The following is a 16,441-nucleotide window of genomic DNA, read 5'->3' as shown; positions in this document are numbered from 1 at the left end:
CTCCATTAAAGGCGCAAAGGTACTTCTTTTTGGGGAAGTAGCATTGCCTAGTCTATAATAAACCTGATCGTCTGTGTTGCATGATCGCTTCGTACCCGGATGAGATACATGCCTGCAGGTAATCCGGCAAGCCAATGGGTAAGGTTCAATTCATTTGTTTCAATTCGATCATGCAGGGTTCGAAGGTGTTGCGCCTGGCTGTTCAACAAAGCAATCACCACGTTTCCGGGTTCGGTGCCAGGATAATTCAGAATGTAACGGTTCTTTCCGATCAGAAGGGAAGCATTTTTCCCAGGGGTTATTTCAGGCACACGGTCGGTCAGCAGAATTTCATAGTTACCCTTAAAACTAAGCTGACGAATACGAATATATTGAAGGTTGGAAGCCAAAGAGATTGTCTGAGAATAAAAACCTCCCGATGTGGCCGGAATAAAAGATAGTGAATCAAAGATGATTCCGGATTCCGATGACTCGAGGACAAATCCAAAATTTTCAGGACCAGTGGTTGTTTGCCAGGATATTTCCACCGAAGAATCATTAATGCGCCGCAAATTATAGGAGAGCAAATGTATCGGAAGAATCTGTTGCAGGTTCACTTCACCCATGGTATGATTGCCGGGCACCAGTATCCATTCAAAGCTATCGGCATGATCACCTTTTCCAATACGTTGAATGGATGATAAAGGAGGTGTTTCGCCGCTTTCTTCTGGCAATAGCGGCGAGGAATTAATGCCCGCTGCCGGTCCTTCAGACGCTGTAAAAGCACCCTCATAGGAAATAAATTCACTGGTGAACTCACCAAAGGAAAGTGCAATACCATCAGGTGATCCGTTCTGTATCCCTGAAATGGGAAACACAAAAAGTTGAAATCCAGGGTCATCCTTTTCTCCTGCCCATGCATCATTCAGGTCGAGGGAACGATACATAAGCCCACTGGATCCATTGTAAAGAGACAATCGTACTTTACTAAGATCATATCTTTCAGGATACTGGATTACGATTTCGACAAATTCAAGCGTGTCTGTACTTACATTGTCGTAGTGAAATTCATTGATCCACATGTTGGGGAGTTCAGGAATTCCTTCGGTTCCCCTGACAGCGATTTGCAGCGAGGTAATCCCCGGGGTTTCATGAACCACAAAATCATCATAGCTAAGGCCGTCCGGAGAAGGCGGTTTGAAGCGCACATAAATACGCTGGTAAGGAAGGCAATCGGTCGTTGCAGATAAAATCAGGGGCAGCAGGAACGTATGCGATTCAGCAAAATCCGGAAACAAAGAGATCTCATATCCGAGGGGAGGATAAACCGACACATCGGAAGAAATATTCACTGCGGTAAAGTCATACGACTGAACAGACGAACTCGTGCCAAATGGGACGATTCCAAAGAAAAGCGTGTCACTTCCAAATGAAACCAACGTTGGAGCGAAGGTTAACCATTGATCTTTGTTCAAGGTTCCGGGCGAGGCATTTGACTGGAACTTCCATGTAAAATGCGGTCCGCGGCTTCCCGGACCAGTTCGTTGAATGGAATAGGACAGGGGTGAGGTCCCCGTTTCCGACACCAAAACAGCTTCAAATATAAGTCCGGCTGCCGGCCCCCCTAAACCAGTAAAATCGCCTTCGTAGCTGAGAATATCGAGCACTCCCGAAGGAGTTGAGAGTGCAAACCCATCCGGTCCGTTTTGTATGCCCGGCTTAAACCAGACTGTCGCTTTGAAGCCCGGTGATACCGGGTGCCACGACAACGTATCCAGGAGTGCGCTGTCGTAGGGCAGGCCGTTGACGCCGTTGTACAGGTACAAAGTTAGATTGGCTATTGAATCCCCGGCAATGACTTCTATGAATTCCTGCGCATCAATGCCGGCGTTATCATAATGAAATTCATTGATCCAGGCAGTTTGAGCTGAAATTGAGTGGCTAACGAGCAACAGGAAATTTAGTATTCTCCACATAGGAACAATGTGGGGATTGGGGCGGACAACCTGTTACCGTTAAATGACCGGAAGAAAAAATTCAGGTGAAACCGTGATCTTTTTATAGTAAAATGTGTTATAACTTGTACTATTGACTACTACTACAGACATGCTTAAGAAACTGATTCGCTGGATTCAGTCTGTTGTTGGCAAACGGCCCAAGGAAACACCTGAGGAAACCCCATGGCTCGACCGCTCTAAAACCCTGAACGGCTGGGCAGACCGTAAGTAGCCACCCATCTGTTTTCTCATCAGTACCTTCTCTTTTCCAGGATAACCCCTTGTGCGATTTAAAAATACAGGGGTATTGTGTATATTCCGTTGGTTTGATGAAAAATGAATAATAGGGATCTTTACTTCAATATTATGAGGGACAAAAAACAAATGGGAATTGGGATGGCCATTGGAATTGCGATTGGCAGTGCGATAGGTGTTGCGTTGGATAATATTGGAACATGGATAGGCATAGGAGTGGCATTGGGAGCAGGAATTGGAGCACGACTTAGTCAGAGCAAAAGGGATGATGCATCGTAGACAATAAGATCCGGCATGAATTTGATTACGAGCAAAAACACAGGGTCCCGTCATTTACAAAAACCAATCATGATTTGAAGGAGGTATCATGAAACAAAATGAAGGAATTTTCCGATTTACGTACTTTACTGATAAATACCCGGAGACCTTTGATTTCTACGAGAACAAATTGGGCTTTGCCCTGGAGCATTCATGGGACCGAAGTGATGATGATAAAGGAGCACTTTTTAAGATAGGACAGGGTGTCATCGAAATTCTGCAACGGCCTGAAAATCCTCAAAATAATCATATTGCACTCGACTATCGCGTACCTCAGGGTGTTTTTACCGGAATCCAGGTTTCGAATATTGATGAATTATTCGGCATCTATAAGGAAAAAGAACTTCCATTTATTCAGGAGATCATTGATCAGCCCTGGGGGCACAGAAGTTTTTATATTCAGGAACCCAATGGACTGGTATTGGGCTTTTATCAGGAGCAATTTTAAACAATAAAAAGGTTATGGAATTTAGAAGTGCACGACATACGGATAACTTAGGGCGGATCAAAAATTTTTATACGAATGTTATGGGTCTCACCGTCCTGTTTTCCTTTGAAGATCATAACAGCTATAGTGGTGTATTCCTTGGCAAGGAAGGGCATGACTGGCATCTGGAGTTCACTACCTCCGGGGACAAGGCTGAACATAAATTTGATGCGGAGGATATATTAGTGTTTTATCCCACGCATCAGGAAGAATATGATGAGATAATTCATCAAATTGAGGCGAATAATATTGAAAAGCTGAAAGCCAGGAATCCATACTGGAATGACAATGGAATAATGATTCAGGATCCTGATGGATTTCATGTGATTGTCAGTAATTTAAAAATTAAATAATCAGGCGAATAAACCCTGATTTTCAAACGATACATTTTCAATGAAAAAACTCATTCCCGTTCTTTTTGTATTTCTCACATTTGCCGCATTTTCCCAGGATCAGGAGGGCTTTCAGAATTATGACTGGTTTCAGGCCAAATATGTCAAATTCAAACCGGGGAAAGCAATGGAGGCGCGGAGACTGCTCCAGGAATACCTTTACAGAGCCAATGAAATATCGGGAAGACTCGTACTTACATTTGAGTCTGATATGGGTGAATGGGATCATATCGCCTATTTGCACCTCAAGGATGGCCCGCAGCAATTAAGTGAGCCAAATGCCGATATAGAGACAAAATGGTGGAATGGTGTGGTTAAGCTTGCGGGTTCGGAGCAAAAAGCAAAAGAAATAATAGAGGCGTATACCAACTGTATTCTAACAGAAGAATATAACCTTGTCAGAATGCGGGATATGCAAAGTCAATTTAGCAGAAAGTGATAAAATTCTTCAGAAAGATCCGCCAGCAATTGCTTTCAGATGGCAAATCCGGAAAGTATTTAAAATATGCCCTTGGTGAAATTATCCTGGTTGTCATCGGTATCCTGATTGCCCTCCAAATCAACAACTGGAATGAGCAAAAGAAGATCGAAAGGTCCATAAAAAGTCACCTCGAAATTCTCAGGCAAAATCTGCAGGAGGATCAGACTCAACTGGAAAGCCTTAAGCAGAATATGACTGTAAATATTCAGTGTGCAGATTCCTTAATGCTCCAGATTAAGACCCTGATTCCGGTAAATAATAACGTAAAGAGATATCTGATTACGCTGGTTCAGGAATTTCAGTTCAGTCCGAATACCAATGCCATTGAAACCATTACCCAATCGAATGAGATGCCTTCCCTGGATATTGATTTACGTACAGCCATACTTGATCACTATGCGCTGATCGAAAAAACGAAGGAGCGGGAACATATATCCAATACACAGATCCAAACTAAATACGAGACTTATATTAACAACGAGTATGCAGATATTTTCCAATCTGACAATGACTGGGATTTTGTAAAATCATATTACGCGAATGATCCGCGGCCTGTGTATATGATGGATGCCGATAAGTTTTTAAAAGATAAAACCCTGGAGTCACAACTTGTTTCGCGATATTACCAGTGCGTAGCACTACAGAAATTTTATAGTGATTTAATCGAGTCCTCAAAATCTATCATCGCTTCGATAGATCAGTTGGAATAAAAAAGTGAACAATGAAATTTAGAAACCTCTTTACAGTTACAGTGATTTTCATCTGTTGTTTCACTGTTGGTATGAAGTCCAATCTGTCCAAAAATTTTGATCGGAAAAGGGATCTGCTGTTGGTACAGTTTGATTGCAAGACCGATGTGGATGACCTTCAGTCGGCAGCGGCTCTTGTCACCTTACTTAATCACCCTGATTATTCAGATATTCAATATCATGCAGTTGCCGGTACGTATGGGATTCAGGACGGACTATACGTGCCGCCTAATTCATTATTTCAATTGGCTTTTGGAGATAACTGGACCGATGCGCATGAAAATGTGAATGCGGCTGTTGATGAGGTGATGTCAGTAGTTATTAAAACACTGGATGAGAAGGGAGATATCTGGATCGCGGATGCAGGGCAGTCTGATTTTACGGCAATGCTTGTCCGAAGACTCCATTCTGATTTACCCGGAATTAATACCCGAAAACGGATTCATGTGGTGCAGCACAGTGATTGGAATGAAGAAGTCACTTCACCGGAAAAACTGAAGTTCGTGAAGGAAAACGCCGATTATCATAAAATTCCGGATGGCAACGCTGTGGGTAACGGTACACCCGGATTCCGGTCCCCGGATTACAACAAACTCATGGATATACTATCGGATCCAGGCCTTAGGGGTATCTGGCAGCTGGCCATTGATTTGTCAAACCAATATAACGGAAAAGAGGGTAGATATAATAATGAGGCCATAGCGGCCGGGGGTCTCGATTTTTCTGATTTATCGGAGGTTTGCTGGATTTTAGGGTTACAGGATATCAGGGATACTGAGGCCTTTTTTGAAATGTTTTCGAATTAATTATGACCGAGTTGACTAATCATCGGTTCTGCTTTTGATTATCCCAATTGATGCGTAATGATAAAAACCGCCATTTTCTGTCTTTTCCTGTTCCTGAATGTCCACTACTTAGTCGGGCAAACCTCCAAAAATAACAGGGTTATAATACTCACAGACATTGAGGCAGATCCTGATGATACTCAGTCGCTGGTTCGGCTGTTTTTATACTCCAACCAGATCGATATTAAAGGTATCATTGCTACAACTTCCTGTTGGCAAACTTCAGCGATTCACCCTGAGTCCATCCAAAAAGTAATCGACGCTTACGGCAAGGTTCAGCCAAACCTTTTAAAACACGAGCCGGGGTTTCCGGATGCAAAGGAATTATCTATGTTGATCAAGAGTGGCTTACCGATATATGGTATGAATGGGGTCGGTGAGGGTATGGATTCTGAAGGGTCGGAGTGGATTATTCAAACTCTTGAGGATGACGACGATCGGCCTTTATGGATCTCAACATGGGGCGGAGTGAATACCCTTGCCCAGGCGTTGCATAAGATAAACAAGACCAAAAGTAAAAAAGAGGCCGACAGACTTATTTCCAAACTGCGGGTTTATACCATTTCAGATCAGGATGACAGCGGTATCTGGATACGGGATAATTTCCCTGACTTGTTTTACATCGTGAGTCCGGGAGATGATTATGGTAGTGCGACCTGGACGGGCATCAATAGTTATATTCAGGGTATAGATAATACTACTATCAGCAATAGCTGGTTAGCGATGAATATACAGCAAAATCATGGCCCTCTCGGTGCTGCCTATCCGGATGTCGCCTGGGGAGTAGAGGGTGATACACCGGCGTTCCTTTCCTTGATTCAAAATGGACTTAATGATTCAGAACATCCTGAATGGGGTGGGTGGGGAGGTCGATATGAACTCTATAAACCTGACTTTTCAACAATGAAGGATGGAAGTTCAATAGTCACCATTGCTCCTGAAACAAGGGATATTTGGACAAATGCGGTGGATTTTTATCAACCTTATATTGACAATGAATATGGCAGGTCTTTAAAACAGGACACACTAACATTTCTGGATTTCAAAGCTACACTTTGGCGCTGGAGAGATGATTTTCAACATGATTTTGCCGCCAGGATGGATTGGTGTATCATGTCCGTTGAGCAAGCAAATCACCCGCCGGTCCCGGTCTTATCTCATCCTGCCCGCATATCGGTGGAGTCAGGCGCTGGTTTTATTCTGGATGCTTTTGAATCATATGACCCTGATGGTGATAACCTGAGCTTTTTGTGGTTTAATTATGCTGAGGCCGGCACGTATAAAGAACCGATAAAGGTTAACGGAGCAGAAAATGTGTACAAGGCATATTTCACAGCACCTGAAGTACGTGAGCAGAAAACGGCTCATTTCATTTTGAAAGTAACTGATAAAGGGGAGCCTCAGCTATCAAGGTATCAAAGAGTTATCGTAACTATTAATCCAAAATAGAAATTTCGTAAATGAGCTGTTATTTATCCGGATCAATAACTAATCAATGATAAACTTTTTCAGAAAATTCAGATATCACCTTATGGATAAAAACAAAACCGACACGCCTTCCTACCGGCCAGGCCGGTATATTAAATATGCCATGGGCGAGATCGTCCTTGTAGTAATTGGGATCCTGATCGCCTTGTCTATTAACAACTGGAATACGGAACGAAATAATCTTCAACAGGCTAAACAACACCTGTCCACAATCAATCTCAACCTTCTTGATGATGTTGCTCAGGCGGAAATGCTTTTGGCAGAAACCGATAGTGCCATGAAATTTTCAAGCATATTTTTAGATCAGTTCAAAACGAAAATACCGCCGGATAATAATATTCAGAAGTATTTGATCTATCTCATGTATGAACGCAACATTGAGGTGAATGACAGTGGAATAGGGGCACTGCTGAATTCCAATGGTCTGTCCTATATTGAAGAAAACCTGCAAACCAAAATCCTGGAGTATTACAGGCATATAGAGCAGCTGGAAAGCCGGGAGATAAATGCGAATGCAGAAATAAAAACGATGTTTGAGCCCTATGTGAAGGAAAATTACTACTGGATCTACAATAAAACGAATCCCTGGCCCAGCCAGGCGAATTTTTATGTGGATGATCCGAGACCCGTTGATAATATTGATTTGGCAAGTGTTATCGCTGACAAAAGACTGGAGATTATGGTGAATGGCAGAAGATATCAGGCAATCAGGCTGGCGCAGTTTTATTCAAAGACCATTTTACTGGCCAAAGAAATAATTTCGGTAATTGAAAATGGTCAAAGTTAATTCCCCAAATACCTTCCTGCTTAACATGGATAAACTATTATAGCAGTAAGAAAATATCGTTTGCCTGGCATCATTTGTCTTCTTCTTTGCCCTGTGATATGGAGCATGTGGAAGTGTCCGCTTCGTTAAGGTAACTACGATTTAATTATATTAGAAAGACGATAGAGATAGCATTGACTTGAAGCGGACGGCCTGGGAGGCGACCTTATCTTTAAAAGTATACTGAAGCAATATGAAATGGAGTAATGTCCATTTCATTACCGGGTAGAATGTTTATATTATCACCATTAATCAGTTCATTTTGTCTCGTAACAATACCAAGATATGACAGATCAGCGCAAGCTCACCCTTATTAATTTTGGTATCGTTCTATATTTTGTCCTGATTTACCTGGCCTATTATTTTCAGCTTGATTTTCAGCTGATTTCCGTGCTGGGAGAATTACTTTCGATCCCACTTCTCCTGGCACAGATCGTTTTCCTGGTCATCGGAATACGATTTGCTGTTCGAAAGAAAGCGGATATATTGATGATCGTAAGTCTTTTATTCCTGGGCATTTGTACCATCCTCACATTCAGCGGCTTCTTTTAACATGATTCAATTCTTCCGAAAAATCCGACAACGTTTACTGTCAGAAAGCAGGTTAGGAAAACCTGCCACGCCCTTTGGCAGGTATCTTGTATACGCGATTGGCGAGGTTGTGCTGGTAGTGATTGGGATTCTTATCGCCCTGTCCATCAATAACTGGAATGAAGGCAGGAAAGCGCAACTGATGGCCAGGGATGTGTATGCAAATCTGCTTACATCGTTAGAGCAGGATTCTGCTGAAGTGGAAAACATAATTCGTATTCAGACCCAAAGCCTTGAAGTCCACAGAAAGTTAATTTTAAGTGGATCAAACCAACTGCAAATAAACAGGGACAGCCTGGATCTTTTCGTTACACATATTGCAAGTGCTTCACTGAGTTTTTTTCCAAAGACAGGGGTCTATGATCTTATCGTTTCGAATGATGGCATCGATCTTTTGAAATCAGCGCGAATAAAGGAATTGTTGATAAACCTGTATGATTTTCAATACAAGCGGTATGAAAATGTGGATGCGATCATTGATCATAAATACCACTATCAACTTGGTCCGGTACTTCGTCAGAAGATTGGTTTTATTGGTGAGTACAACCCGGATTTTGTCATTCTGAGTCATGCTGATCCTGATCTCTTCAGGGAACACTATGTTGAGCTCACCAATGAGAGCAAGGATATCTTTGGCATTTTTTCAACTGGCAGAAATTATCTTGTTGAGATCAGTGCCTCCATCAATGAACTGTTGCGGCTGATCCGTATTGAATTGAAAAAATAAGCCTTTGTGATATCATGGAACAGTTGGAAATTAATACGAGCCCGGAGGTAGAGCGAATTTTTGACAGCTATCCTGACCACATCCGAAAAAAGATGGGCATTCTGAGAGAACTGGTATTCCAGGCAGCTCGCGAAACAGAAGGAATTGCAAGGCTTGAAGAAACGCTGAAATGGGGGGAGCCTTCCTATCTTACCAAACATGGTTCTACCATTCGGATGGACTGGAAGCCCAGATCTCCGGATCAGTATGCGATCTACTTTAAATGCACGAGCAGGCTGGTGGAAACTTTTAAAACAGTTTTCGGGAATACCTTCAGATATGAAGGGAGCAGGGCAATCGTTTTTGCTTTGAACGATCAGATTCCGGTGAGGGAATTGAAATCATGCATTAAGGCAGCTTTAACCTACCATAAGGTAAAACATCTCGATACCCTTGGGATGTGATATTCGCAGTTAAGTATCCGGAAAGTACTGGGTGCCGGGATGTCCCACATCACTTCTGTGGTGAACCGGGGTTATATCTGGACGCTGATGTTGGAATTTTAGGCGGTTTGCTCTCCGCTCAGAATAGTTACATGAAGTAATTGGCAACGCGGCCCATAAGGCGAAGTAAATTTATCTCTACTGCCTTCAAGGTAAAGAGGGCCTGTTCGCGGTTGTTACGCACGTTGATGAGTGTAAGCTGTACGACCCGGAAATCAACCCCGTTGATGGCCCCTTCATTCAGCTGGGCCCTTGCGACATCAAGTGCCCTGCCGGCAGAGATGACATTTTCATCGGCTATGGCCAACCTTTGGATCAAAGCCTGATAAATGATCATTTGCTGATAGATTTCCGCGCGAATATTCAGTTCTGCCGCCTCGCGGTTGAGTCCGGCCACATTACGCTGCATTTGCGCATTGCGAATCTCACGATTAATATTCCCGCCGTTATAGAGGTTCATCCGGATGCGGACTCCCACCTGGGGCCCATAGCTCCGGTTGGATTCCACGAATCCAATTTCACTTGTAGACCGGTTATAGGTATAATTTCCGAACAGATTTACCGTGGGGTATCGGTCGGATTGTGCAATGCGGATATCAGATTCTGCAATGAGTTCATTCAAGCGGGAAATTTCCAGATTCTGATTGTTCTCCATAGCAAGTGCTTCCATTTGTTCGCGCGATGGAAGATTCATCTCGAGCGGTATATCGTTGGTGTGCTGTAATGAATCATCAAGGTTCCGGTTTGATATCCGGTTGAGTTCTACTTCCAGCTGACGGATAAGTCCCTTCTGCTGGATGATCAGGCTGCTGTCGCTCCTGTAATCAACGAGGGCCTGGTTGTAATCAAGAGCGGTTCCTGCGCCCACTTGCTTTCTTGCATTTTCCAGTCTGAACCGGTATCGGGATACCTCGAGGGAGGACTCGAGGATATCAAGAACACGGTATTCCTTTACGATCTGATAATAGACGGCCGTCAGGTCTGCCACGGTTTGATCGATGAAAAAGCGAACGTTTGAACGCCCGATAGATTCGAGATATCCAAACCTGTCCTGATTGGCAAACATTCGAAAGCCATCGAACAGTGTCCAGTTGAGGCTTATATCTCCGTTAAGACCGGTATTTCGTGCGCCGGCTCCTTCTCGTGTTGATCCGTCGAAGAAATTCTGAACCGTATTATTTTCACTAATCTGGTATTGGCCACCGGCATCAATCACCGGAAGAAAGCCCGCATTGCCAGGAGTATTGTTGTTGGCGGCAATATCCGATTCAACACGTACGATCCGGATATCGTAATTAGCTTCAAGTGTTTCCTGAATAAAAAATTCAAGCGGTTGTGCGCCGGCTGAAATTGACAGGCAAAACAGGATCAGGAGAAGGAATCTATGCATTTGTCTTTTCCTCTAAATTTCTCGGTGCAGAACTGGCCAGGAACGAGTAAACCGCCGGGATAATATACAATGTGAGTAATAATGAAAAGAGCAGTCCGCCAATGATCGCAATTCCCATAGGTATACGGCTGGTCGATGATTCTCCCAATGCAAGTGCAATGGGCAATACACCCAATACCGTAGAAAGACTGGTCATCAGGATCGGCCTGAAACGCTGCTCCGCGGCCTCAATGGCAGCGTAGTATCGGCTCATGCCGGCATCGCGTTTCTGATTGGCAAATTCAACGATGAGTATACCATTCTTTGTTACAATACCGATAAGTACGATCATACCGATCTGACTGAAAATGTTCAGGGTATGTCCGAAGAAATACAGCGACAACATTGCACCGGCCAGCGCCAGGGGCACGGTGAACATAATGGTTAACGGGTCGCGGAAACTTTCGAACTGACCGGCAAGCGTGAGATATACGAGCGTGAGGGCAAAAACAAATACCAGCACGATATCGGCAGAGCTTTCCTGGAAATCAGATGAACTTCCTGCCAGTTCGGTACTGAACGCTTCACCCAGTACTTCATCTGCCAGGGATTCCATTTCTTCAATTCCATCGGCAATAGAGTATCCAGCAGCTGGCGAGGCTGATACCGTCGCAGATGAATATCGATTATACCTTAAAAGGCTGGGAGGGCGGCTGACTAATTCCATTTGCACCAGGTTATCGAGAGAAATCATGTCGCCCATATTATTCCGGACACTCATATTACGAAGGTCCATAGGCTCATTTCTGTTCATCATCTCCGCCTCGGCAATCACATAGTATTGCTTGCCATCTTTTACAAAATAACCGATCCGCTGTTCTGAGAGGTATGTCTGCAATGTCTGTGAAATATCCGCCACACTGATGCCCATTCCCAGGGCCTTATCACGGTTGATCTCAATCTTATATTCCGGCTTGTTAAACTTAAGGTCCATTGTAACAACCTCAAAGACAGGGCTTTGTCGGGCTCTTTCCAGGAATGTGGGTATTTTATCCCGCAGTTGTTCGAAATCCGGCGCCTGAAGAACAACTTGTACAGGCAGACTTCCTCCGGCACCACGGCTTGCGCTGATCGTGGGCTCCTGAATGACGAATGACTGGGCAAAGTTGTAATTTCTAAGCCGGGCATTAACGTCGGCCACAATTTCCATTTGTGAACGTTCACGATCCTCCGGAGGGGTGAGAGCAACGCGCACAAAAGATGTATTGGCAGAAGTTGAACTTCCGTAGGACGGAGCCGTTAATCCCAACAGATTTTCCCGCTCCGGCAAAGAATCCAGTAATTGCATGAGCTGTATCTGGTAGGCATCCATCGCGTCATATGATGTCCCTTCGGGTGCGGTGGATACAACTCTGAAACGCGCTTTATCTTCCAGTGGCGCAAGTTCCGAAGGAATGAACTGGGCAAGGAAGTAAATTCCACCAGCCAGAACCGCCACAACCGGGAATGCAATCCAGCGGTTTTTCATAAACCTTTTGAGTGTGTAGCCGTAACGCCGGCTTAGCTGTTTTACGAAATTCCCCAGCGCCTGTTGAATTTTGAGCTTCTGCTTGCTTTTCTTAAGCATTTTTGAGCTCATCATCGGGGTAAGCGACAGGGTTATGAAAGTGGAGATTACAATGCATCCCACGACCACCATAGCAAATTCACGGAAAAGCCGCCCCGTAAGTCCGCCCAGGAAAAAAATGGGCAGAAATACACACACCAAGGAAATCGAAGTGGCAATTACTGCGAAGAATACCTCGCGTGAACCTTCCATAGCTGCCTTTACGGGATTCATCCCATCTTCAATCTTAGAGTAAATGTTTTCCATTACCACGATCGCATCATCCACAACCAAACCCGTTGCGAGTACCAGTCCGAGTAACGTCAATATATTGATGGAAAAGCCCACTGCATACAATACAGCCATACTTCCGATCAGTGAAATTGGGATCAGTATAACGGGAATGAGTGTTGTGCGCCAGTTTCGGAGGAAAAAGAAGATCACCAGTACAACCAGTCCGAAAGCAAGAAATATCGTTTCACGAACTTCTTTCAATGCCTTACGAATAGGGGTGGTGGTATCCCAGGATACATCCAGCTGGATGTCCGCAGGCAAATCCTTCTTAATTTGCTCGATACGGCGAAATGCCTCATCAACAATTTCAATATAGTTAGATCCGGGTTGTGTCTGGAGAACCACGCCTAACATCGGGATCACGCCGTTCCCTCGCAGAACCGAACGCAATGAGGCAGGTTCGAGCTTTGCTTCACCCACATCCTTTAGGCGGATTAACGTATAACCCCTGTCGGAGATAACCATATTATTAAAGTCTTCCGGGGTATTCAGCCGGCCAACGGTGCGAACAGAGAGTTCTGTTTCACTTCCTTCGAGTCGGCCACTCGGAAGCTCAATGTTTTGCTGGTTCACCGCATTCCGTACGTCAAGTGGTGTTACGCGCAGGGCACGCATTTTTACCGGATCCAGTTTGATGCGCATTGCATACTCCTTATCCCCCCAGATCCCTACGGAAGAAACACCGTTGATGGTCTCCAATCGTTCTTTGAACAGTTTATCTGCAATACGTGTAAGCTCCAGCAGGTCGCGCCGGTCGCTTTGTATGGATACACCGAAGATATATTGTGAATCGGCATCTGACTTGCTTACGATAGGTGGTTCCGTATCGGGCGGGAGACTGCGAACCGCTTGTGAAACTTTATCGCGCACATCATTGGCAGCATTATTCAGATCGATATCGGTAAGAAACTCAACAGTTATTGTACTCCGTCCGTCAGTGCTCACGGAACTTAAGTTTTTAATTCCTGGAACCTGATTGATGGATTCCTCCAGTGGTTCAGTAATCTGATTTTCAATGATTTCAGCATTCGCACCCACATATGTGGTTGATACCGTAACTACGGGTGGGTCCACGCTGGGATATTCACGAACACCCAGGGAGAAATATCCTACGGTACCCAGCAGGACGATGACAATGGCGAATACCGTCGCCAACACAGGCCTGTTAACACTTAATTCTGATAGGGTCATGGCGCTAATGTATTTGTACCTTTAACCAGCGAAACGGGTAAACCGTCCTTCACCTGCAATAAACCGGTCGTGATGACCGTATCTCCGGGCGAAATGCCCGAAACTATCTGGACCATGTCCGAATTCCGGCCAGCCAGTTCAACTTCCCTCCGAATGGCTGTTCCATTCCTGGCTATATACACTGTTTGTACATTTATTTCCGGCACCACTACCTGTGTAGGCACCAGCAGAGCACTTTCCGATACCTGGGTTGGTAAAATCACAGTTGCAAAAACTCCGGGCCGTAGTGATCCTTTGTCCTGGTTCGAGATACGTGCTCTCGCTCGCAGTGTTCTTGATTCGGGATTAATGATCGGATCAATGGCATATATGGAGGCAGGGAACGTATCGGTATCAGCGATAACACTCAGGTCCATATTCAAACTCACTTCATCCTGGTAACGTTCCGGCAGGTTGAATTCAACCTTGAGTGACTGAACATCGGCGAGTGTGGTAATTTCGTCACCCTGGCCCATGTATGAGCCCACACTGAAATCACGCAATCCCACCTGTCCGCTAAAAGGGGCTGAAACATTAGCAAGTTGAATATTCACCCGCAGTTCTTCCATCTGTGCTTCTATTGAGGCCATTTCTGCGACAATTACATCGACCTCCTGCTGTGTAGCTCCTTCAACTTTCAGCAGAATACGCTTTCTTTCAAGGTCACTTTTTAACCGATTCAGTTCTGCCGCCAGTCCGCTGATTTGCGCTTTCCATGCCCTGTCGTCCAGCTGAATAATCGACTGGCCTTTCTGTACATAGCTGCCTTCCCTGAAATTAATAGCCAGAACTGTTCCGGAAACAGGAGCACGCAGCATAACCGCCTCAGAAGGAATGATTTCCGCCGTGGTTGAAACGGTGCTTTGAAAGTAAGTGGGCCGGGCTATAAAATATTCTACAGCCAATCCGCCCGATGACCCCTGTGATCGGGAAACTGTAGGTTTTTCTTTACTGCAACCGCTGAAGATCAGGGCACAGCACAGACCGAGAAATGGCAAATATTTCATAAAATCCTCATCGCTTTATGTAAAGATGAACAAATTACCAGCGCTTTTGTATGTGATTTTTCTGATATTCCGCCCCTTTTATGTAAACGGTAAAAAGGAGGTGTGGATTTATGCCGGAGGGGTATATTCAAGCTGTTTTACGGGCCATCCGGCAAGTTTGGCTCCCGCCCGATACGTCGATCTCAGAAAGTCAAGCAATATGGCATCTGTATTCTCATACCGAATCAGATCGTCGTACATCAGAACCGCCATAGGTGAGCCTGACGACATATCCCAGGCGGCCTCAGCGGGTGAAACAGGCTCCTTTTCTAAGCCGTCGGGTGAAGGGTAGGTATAACTGTAGAAAGCAGCGCCCCGCACCTGCTCATCTCCCGCCCAGAATCCAGCGCTGATCACTTCATGTGAATAGGCATCCCTGTCAGAAATGCGTGCAGTTTCAGGCATGGCTGGTGCCTCGTTGCCATTAAATCGTGCAACGGCGAGATCCATATGGTGCCAGTAGAGCTGCACAGGAGACACTTTACCCGAAAATTCGCCGGAAAACTTCTCAAATACATAGGCGATATGCCGTAGTACTTCCCAGTAGCGCTGTATATATTTCTTATCGTAGTGATGATGGGTGGTGCAAACATCAAATGGCTCCTTGCATGGATGATCAAACGGTACACCCACAATTGTTGGGTTGATATTTAATGAATGGAGTGAAGCAAACAGCTTATCATGGAAAAACGCCACTGACAATCCATCATGAAGAGCGAATGCCACTGTCCCGTTTGTGCTGGTGGTAATTCTTAGCTGATGATTTACAAGGTCAAAAAGAATCGTAAAATAACCTTCTGAATAGGGGACGGGTCCAGTCGTTAATCCCCGGTCGGTGAACTTGAAGGTCATATGCCACCAGTGATTCTTCCGCACATTCATGTCAAGCATGATCTTACCGACGATCTGAAGATACAAATGAAGGGTTATTTTGCTGTCTTCCCAGGCTTCAAGTGGTAATGGCGGATAGGTAAAATTCATATCAGAATGCGTTCATGTTATAATACTTATCGACATAGCAGTAAGACCAGTGTTCATTAGGTTCCGCGGAAATGATTACTTCGTGACCTGTACTATCAAAATGTTTTCGGGCGTGCTGATTCACTGATGAGTCACAGCACAGGGTTTGCCCGCAAACCTGGCATTTACGCAGGTGTACCCACTCGTCTCCTGATGGAAGGCATTCCTCGCAATAATCCTTATCAGGAGGGATAACCTTCAAATCTTTAAGATGACCACATAATACTGTTTTCAGAGGCATTCTTAAAAGATACGAACA

At 44.6% G+C, this 16,441-nt stretch carries 18 protein-coding genes; 12 read left to right on the top strand and 6 right to left on the bottom strand.

The window, feature by feature from the left end:
• Window positions 1–47: 47 nt before the first annotated feature.
• Window positions 48–1,955, bottom strand: coding sequence for a T9SS type A sorting domain-containing protein (locus tag LDX50_RS19280; RefSeq protein ID WP_225697839.1), 1,908 nt, complete (start codon window positions 1,953–1,955; stop codon window positions 48–50).
• Window positions 1,956–2,085: 130 nt separating this feature from the next.
• Between LDX50_RS19280 and LDX50_RS30845 the strand changes: the two genes are divergently transcribed.
• The 12 genes from LDX50_RS30845 to LDX50_RS19225 all read left to right on the top strand — a co-directional run bounded on the left by LDX50_RS30845 (window position 2,086) and on the right by LDX50_RS19225 (window position 9,578).
• Window positions 2,086–2,208 (top strand): hypothetical protein, encoded by a 123-nt coding sequence (locus LDX50_RS30845; RefSeq protein WP_255647353.1) that lies wholly within the window; start codon window positions 2,086–2,088, stop codon window positions 2,206–2,208.
• A 134-nt stretch (window positions 2,209–2,342) separates the two neighbouring features.
• Complete coding sequence (locus LDX50_RS19275) at window positions 2,343–2,510, top strand: glycine zipper domain-containing protein (RefSeq protein WP_225697838.1); 168 nt, start codon at window positions 2,343–2,345, stop codon at window positions 2,508–2,510.
• An 88-nt stretch (window positions 2,511–2,598) separates the two neighbouring features.
• A complete protein-coding gene (locus tag LDX50_RS19270; RefSeq protein ID WP_225697837.1) occupies window positions 2,599–2,997 on the top strand; it encodes a VOC family protein in 399 nt (132 codons plus the stop codon).
• 14 nt (window positions 2,998–3,011) lie between these two features.
• Window positions 3,012–3,389 carry a VOC family protein gene (locus tag LDX50_RS19265; RefSeq protein ID WP_225697836.1) on the top strand — a complete coding sequence of 126 codons (378 nt, stop codon included), beginning with the start codon at window positions 3,012–3,014 and terminating at the stop codon, window positions 3,387–3,389.
• A gap of 40 nt (window positions 3,390–3,429) precedes the next feature.
• Window positions 3,430–3,867 carry a hypothetical protein gene (locus tag LDX50_RS19260; RefSeq protein WP_225697835.1) on the top strand — a complete coding sequence of 146 codons (438 nt, stop codon included), beginning with the start codon at window positions 3,430–3,432 and terminating at the stop codon, window positions 3,865–3,867.
• Complete coding sequence (locus LDX50_RS19255; RefSeq protein ID WP_225697834.1) at window positions 3,864–4,619, top strand: DUF6090 family protein; 756 nt, start codon at window positions 3,864–3,866, stop codon at window positions 4,617–4,619. The genes LDX50_RS19260 and LDX50_RS19255 overlap by 4 nt, the downstream gene beginning before the upstream one ends.
• An 11-nt stretch (window positions 4,620–4,630) precedes the next feature.
• Window positions 4,631–5,464: a hypothetical protein gene (locus LDX50_RS19250; protein WP_225697833.1), complete on the top strand. Its 834-nt coding sequence runs from the start codon at window positions 4,631–4,633 to the stop codon at window positions 5,462–5,464.
• Window positions 5,465–5,521: 57 nt separating this feature from the next.
• On the top strand, window positions 5,522–6,952 hold the full coding sequence (locus tag LDX50_RS19245; RefSeq protein WP_225697832.1) for a DUF1593 domain-containing protein: 1,431 nt from the start codon (window positions 5,522–5,524) through the stop codon (window positions 6,950–6,952).
• Between the two features lie 82 nt (window positions 6,953–7,034).
• Entirely contained in the window at window positions 7,035–7,778 is a 744-nt protein-coding gene (locus LDX50_RS19240) for a DUF6090 family protein (protein ID WP_225697831.1), read from the top strand.
• A 324-nt stretch (window positions 7,779–8,102) separates the two neighbouring features.
• On the top strand, window positions 8,103–8,369 hold the full coding sequence (locus tag LDX50_RS19235) for a hypothetical protein (protein WP_225697830.1): 267 nt from the start codon (window positions 8,103–8,105) through the stop codon (window positions 8,367–8,369).
• Between the two features lies 1 nt (window position 8,370).
• Window positions 8,371–9,135: a DUF6090 family protein gene (locus LDX50_RS19230; RefSeq protein ID WP_225697829.1), complete on the top strand. Its 765-nt coding sequence runs from the start codon at window positions 8,371–8,373 to the stop codon at window positions 9,133–9,135.
• 14 nt (window positions 9,136–9,149) lie between these two features.
• Window positions 9,150–9,578, top strand: coding sequence for a DUF1801 domain-containing protein (locus LDX50_RS19225; protein WP_225697828.1), 429 nt, complete (start codon window positions 9,150–9,152; stop codon window positions 9,576–9,578).
• Window positions 9,579–9,705: 127 nt separating this feature from the next.
• Here the strand turns inward: LDX50_RS19225 and LDX50_RS19220 are convergent, their stop codons facing one another.
• The 5 genes from LDX50_RS19220 to LDX50_RS19200 form a co-directional block, all read right to left on the bottom strand.
• A complete protein-coding gene (locus LDX50_RS19220; RefSeq protein WP_225697827.1) occupies window positions 9,706–11,007 on the bottom strand; it encodes a TolC family protein in 1,302 nt (433 codons plus the stop codon).
• Window positions 11,000–14,077 carry an efflux RND transporter permease subunit gene (locus LDX50_RS19215; RefSeq protein ID WP_225697826.1) on the bottom strand — a complete coding sequence of 1,026 codons (3,078 nt, stop codon included), beginning with the start codon at window positions 14,075–14,077 and terminating at the stop codon, window positions 11,000–11,002. Before LDX50_RS19215 ends, LDX50_RS19220 begins: the two co-directional genes overlap by 8 nt.
• Window positions 14,074–15,123, bottom strand: a complete 1,050-nt coding sequence (locus tag LDX50_RS19210) for an efflux RND transporter periplasmic adaptor subunit (RefSeq protein ID WP_225697825.1) — start codon at window positions 15,121–15,123, stop codon at window positions 14,074–14,076. The genes LDX50_RS19215 and LDX50_RS19210 overlap by 4 nt, the downstream gene beginning before the upstream one ends.
• A 108-nt stretch (window positions 15,124–15,231) precedes the next feature.
• Window positions 15,232–16,143 (bottom strand): DUF5996 family protein, encoded by a 912-nt coding sequence (locus tag LDX50_RS19205; protein WP_225697824.1) that lies wholly within the window; start codon window positions 16,141–16,143, stop codon window positions 15,232–15,234.
• A 1-nt stretch (window position 16,144) separates the two neighbouring features.
• Window positions 16,145–16,423, bottom strand: coding sequence for a UBP-type zinc finger domain-containing protein (locus LDX50_RS19200; RefSeq protein WP_225697823.1), 279 nt, complete (start codon window positions 16,421–16,423; stop codon window positions 16,145–16,147).
• Window positions 16,424–16,441: the final 18 nt, after the last annotated feature.

Source organism: Fulvivirga sedimenti (assembly GCF_020328055.1).
This window is presented reverse-complemented; position numbering and strand designations above follow the sequence as displayed.

Bases quoted from the DNA above. Each gene is read 5' to 3' on its own strand.
- LDX50_RS19210 (WP_225697825.1), bottom strand. From the start codon at position 15,123: ATGAAATATTTGCCATTTCTCGGTCTGTGCTGTGCCCTGATCTTCAGC.
- LDX50_RS19225 (WP_225697828.1), top strand. From the start codon at position 9,150: ATGGAACAGTTGGAAATTAATACGAGCCCGGAGGTAGAGCGAATTTTT.
- LDX50_RS19215 (WP_225697826.1), bottom strand. From the start codon at position 14,077: ATGACCCTATCAGAATTAAGTGTTAACAGGCCTGTGTTGGCGACGGTA.
- LDX50_RS19235 (WP_225697830.1), top strand. From the start codon at position 8,103: ATGACAGATCAGCGCAAGCTCACCCTTATTAATTTTGGTATCGTTCTA.
- LDX50_RS19200 (WP_225697823.1), bottom strand. From the start codon at position 16,423: ATGCCTCTGAAAACAGTATTATGTGGTCATCTTAAAGATTTGAAGGTT.
- LDX50_RS19220 (WP_225697827.1), bottom strand. From the start codon at position 11,007: ATGCATAGATTCCTTCTCCTGATCCTGTTTTGCCTGTCAATTTCAGCC.
- LDX50_RS19245 (WP_225697832.1), top strand. From the start codon at position 5,522: ATGATAAAAACCGCCATTTTCTGTCTTTTCCTGTTCCTGAATGTCCAC.
- LDX50_RS19270 (WP_225697837.1), top strand. From the start codon at position 2,599: ATGAAACAAAATGAAGGAATTTTCCGATTTACGTACTTTACTGATAAA.
- LDX50_RS30845 (WP_255647353.1), top strand. From the start codon at position 2,086: ATGCTTAAGAAACTGATTCGCTGGATTCAGTCTGTTGTTGGCAAACGG.
- LDX50_RS19280 (WP_225697839.1), bottom strand. From the start codon at position 1,955: ATGTGGAGAATACTAAATTTCCTGTTGCTCGTTAGCCACTCAATTTCA.
- LDX50_RS19205 (WP_225697824.1), bottom strand. From the start codon at position 16,143: ATGAATTTTACCTATCCGCCATTACCACTTGAAGCCTGGGAAGACAGC.
- LDX50_RS19260 (WP_225697835.1), top strand. From the start codon at position 3,430: ATGAAAAAACTCATTCCCGTTCTTTTTGTATTTCTCACATTTGCCGCA.
- LDX50_RS19250 (WP_225697833.1), top strand. From the start codon at position 4,631: ATGAAATTTAGAAACCTCTTTACAGTTACAGTGATTTTCATCTGTTGT.
- LDX50_RS19265 (WP_225697836.1), top strand. From the start codon at position 3,012: ATGGAATTTAGAAGTGCACGACATACGGATAACTTAGGGCGGATCAAA.
- LDX50_RS19230 (WP_225697829.1), top strand. From the start codon at position 8,371: ATGATTCAATTCTTCCGAAAAATCCGACAACGTTTACTGTCAGAAAGC.
- LDX50_RS19240 (WP_225697831.1), top strand. From the start codon at position 7,035: ATGGATAAAAACAAAACCGACACGCCTTCCTACCGGCCAGGCCGGTAT.
- LDX50_RS19275 (WP_225697838.1), top strand. From the start codon at position 2,343: ATGAGGGACAAAAAACAAATGGGAATTGGGATGGCCATTGGAATTGCG.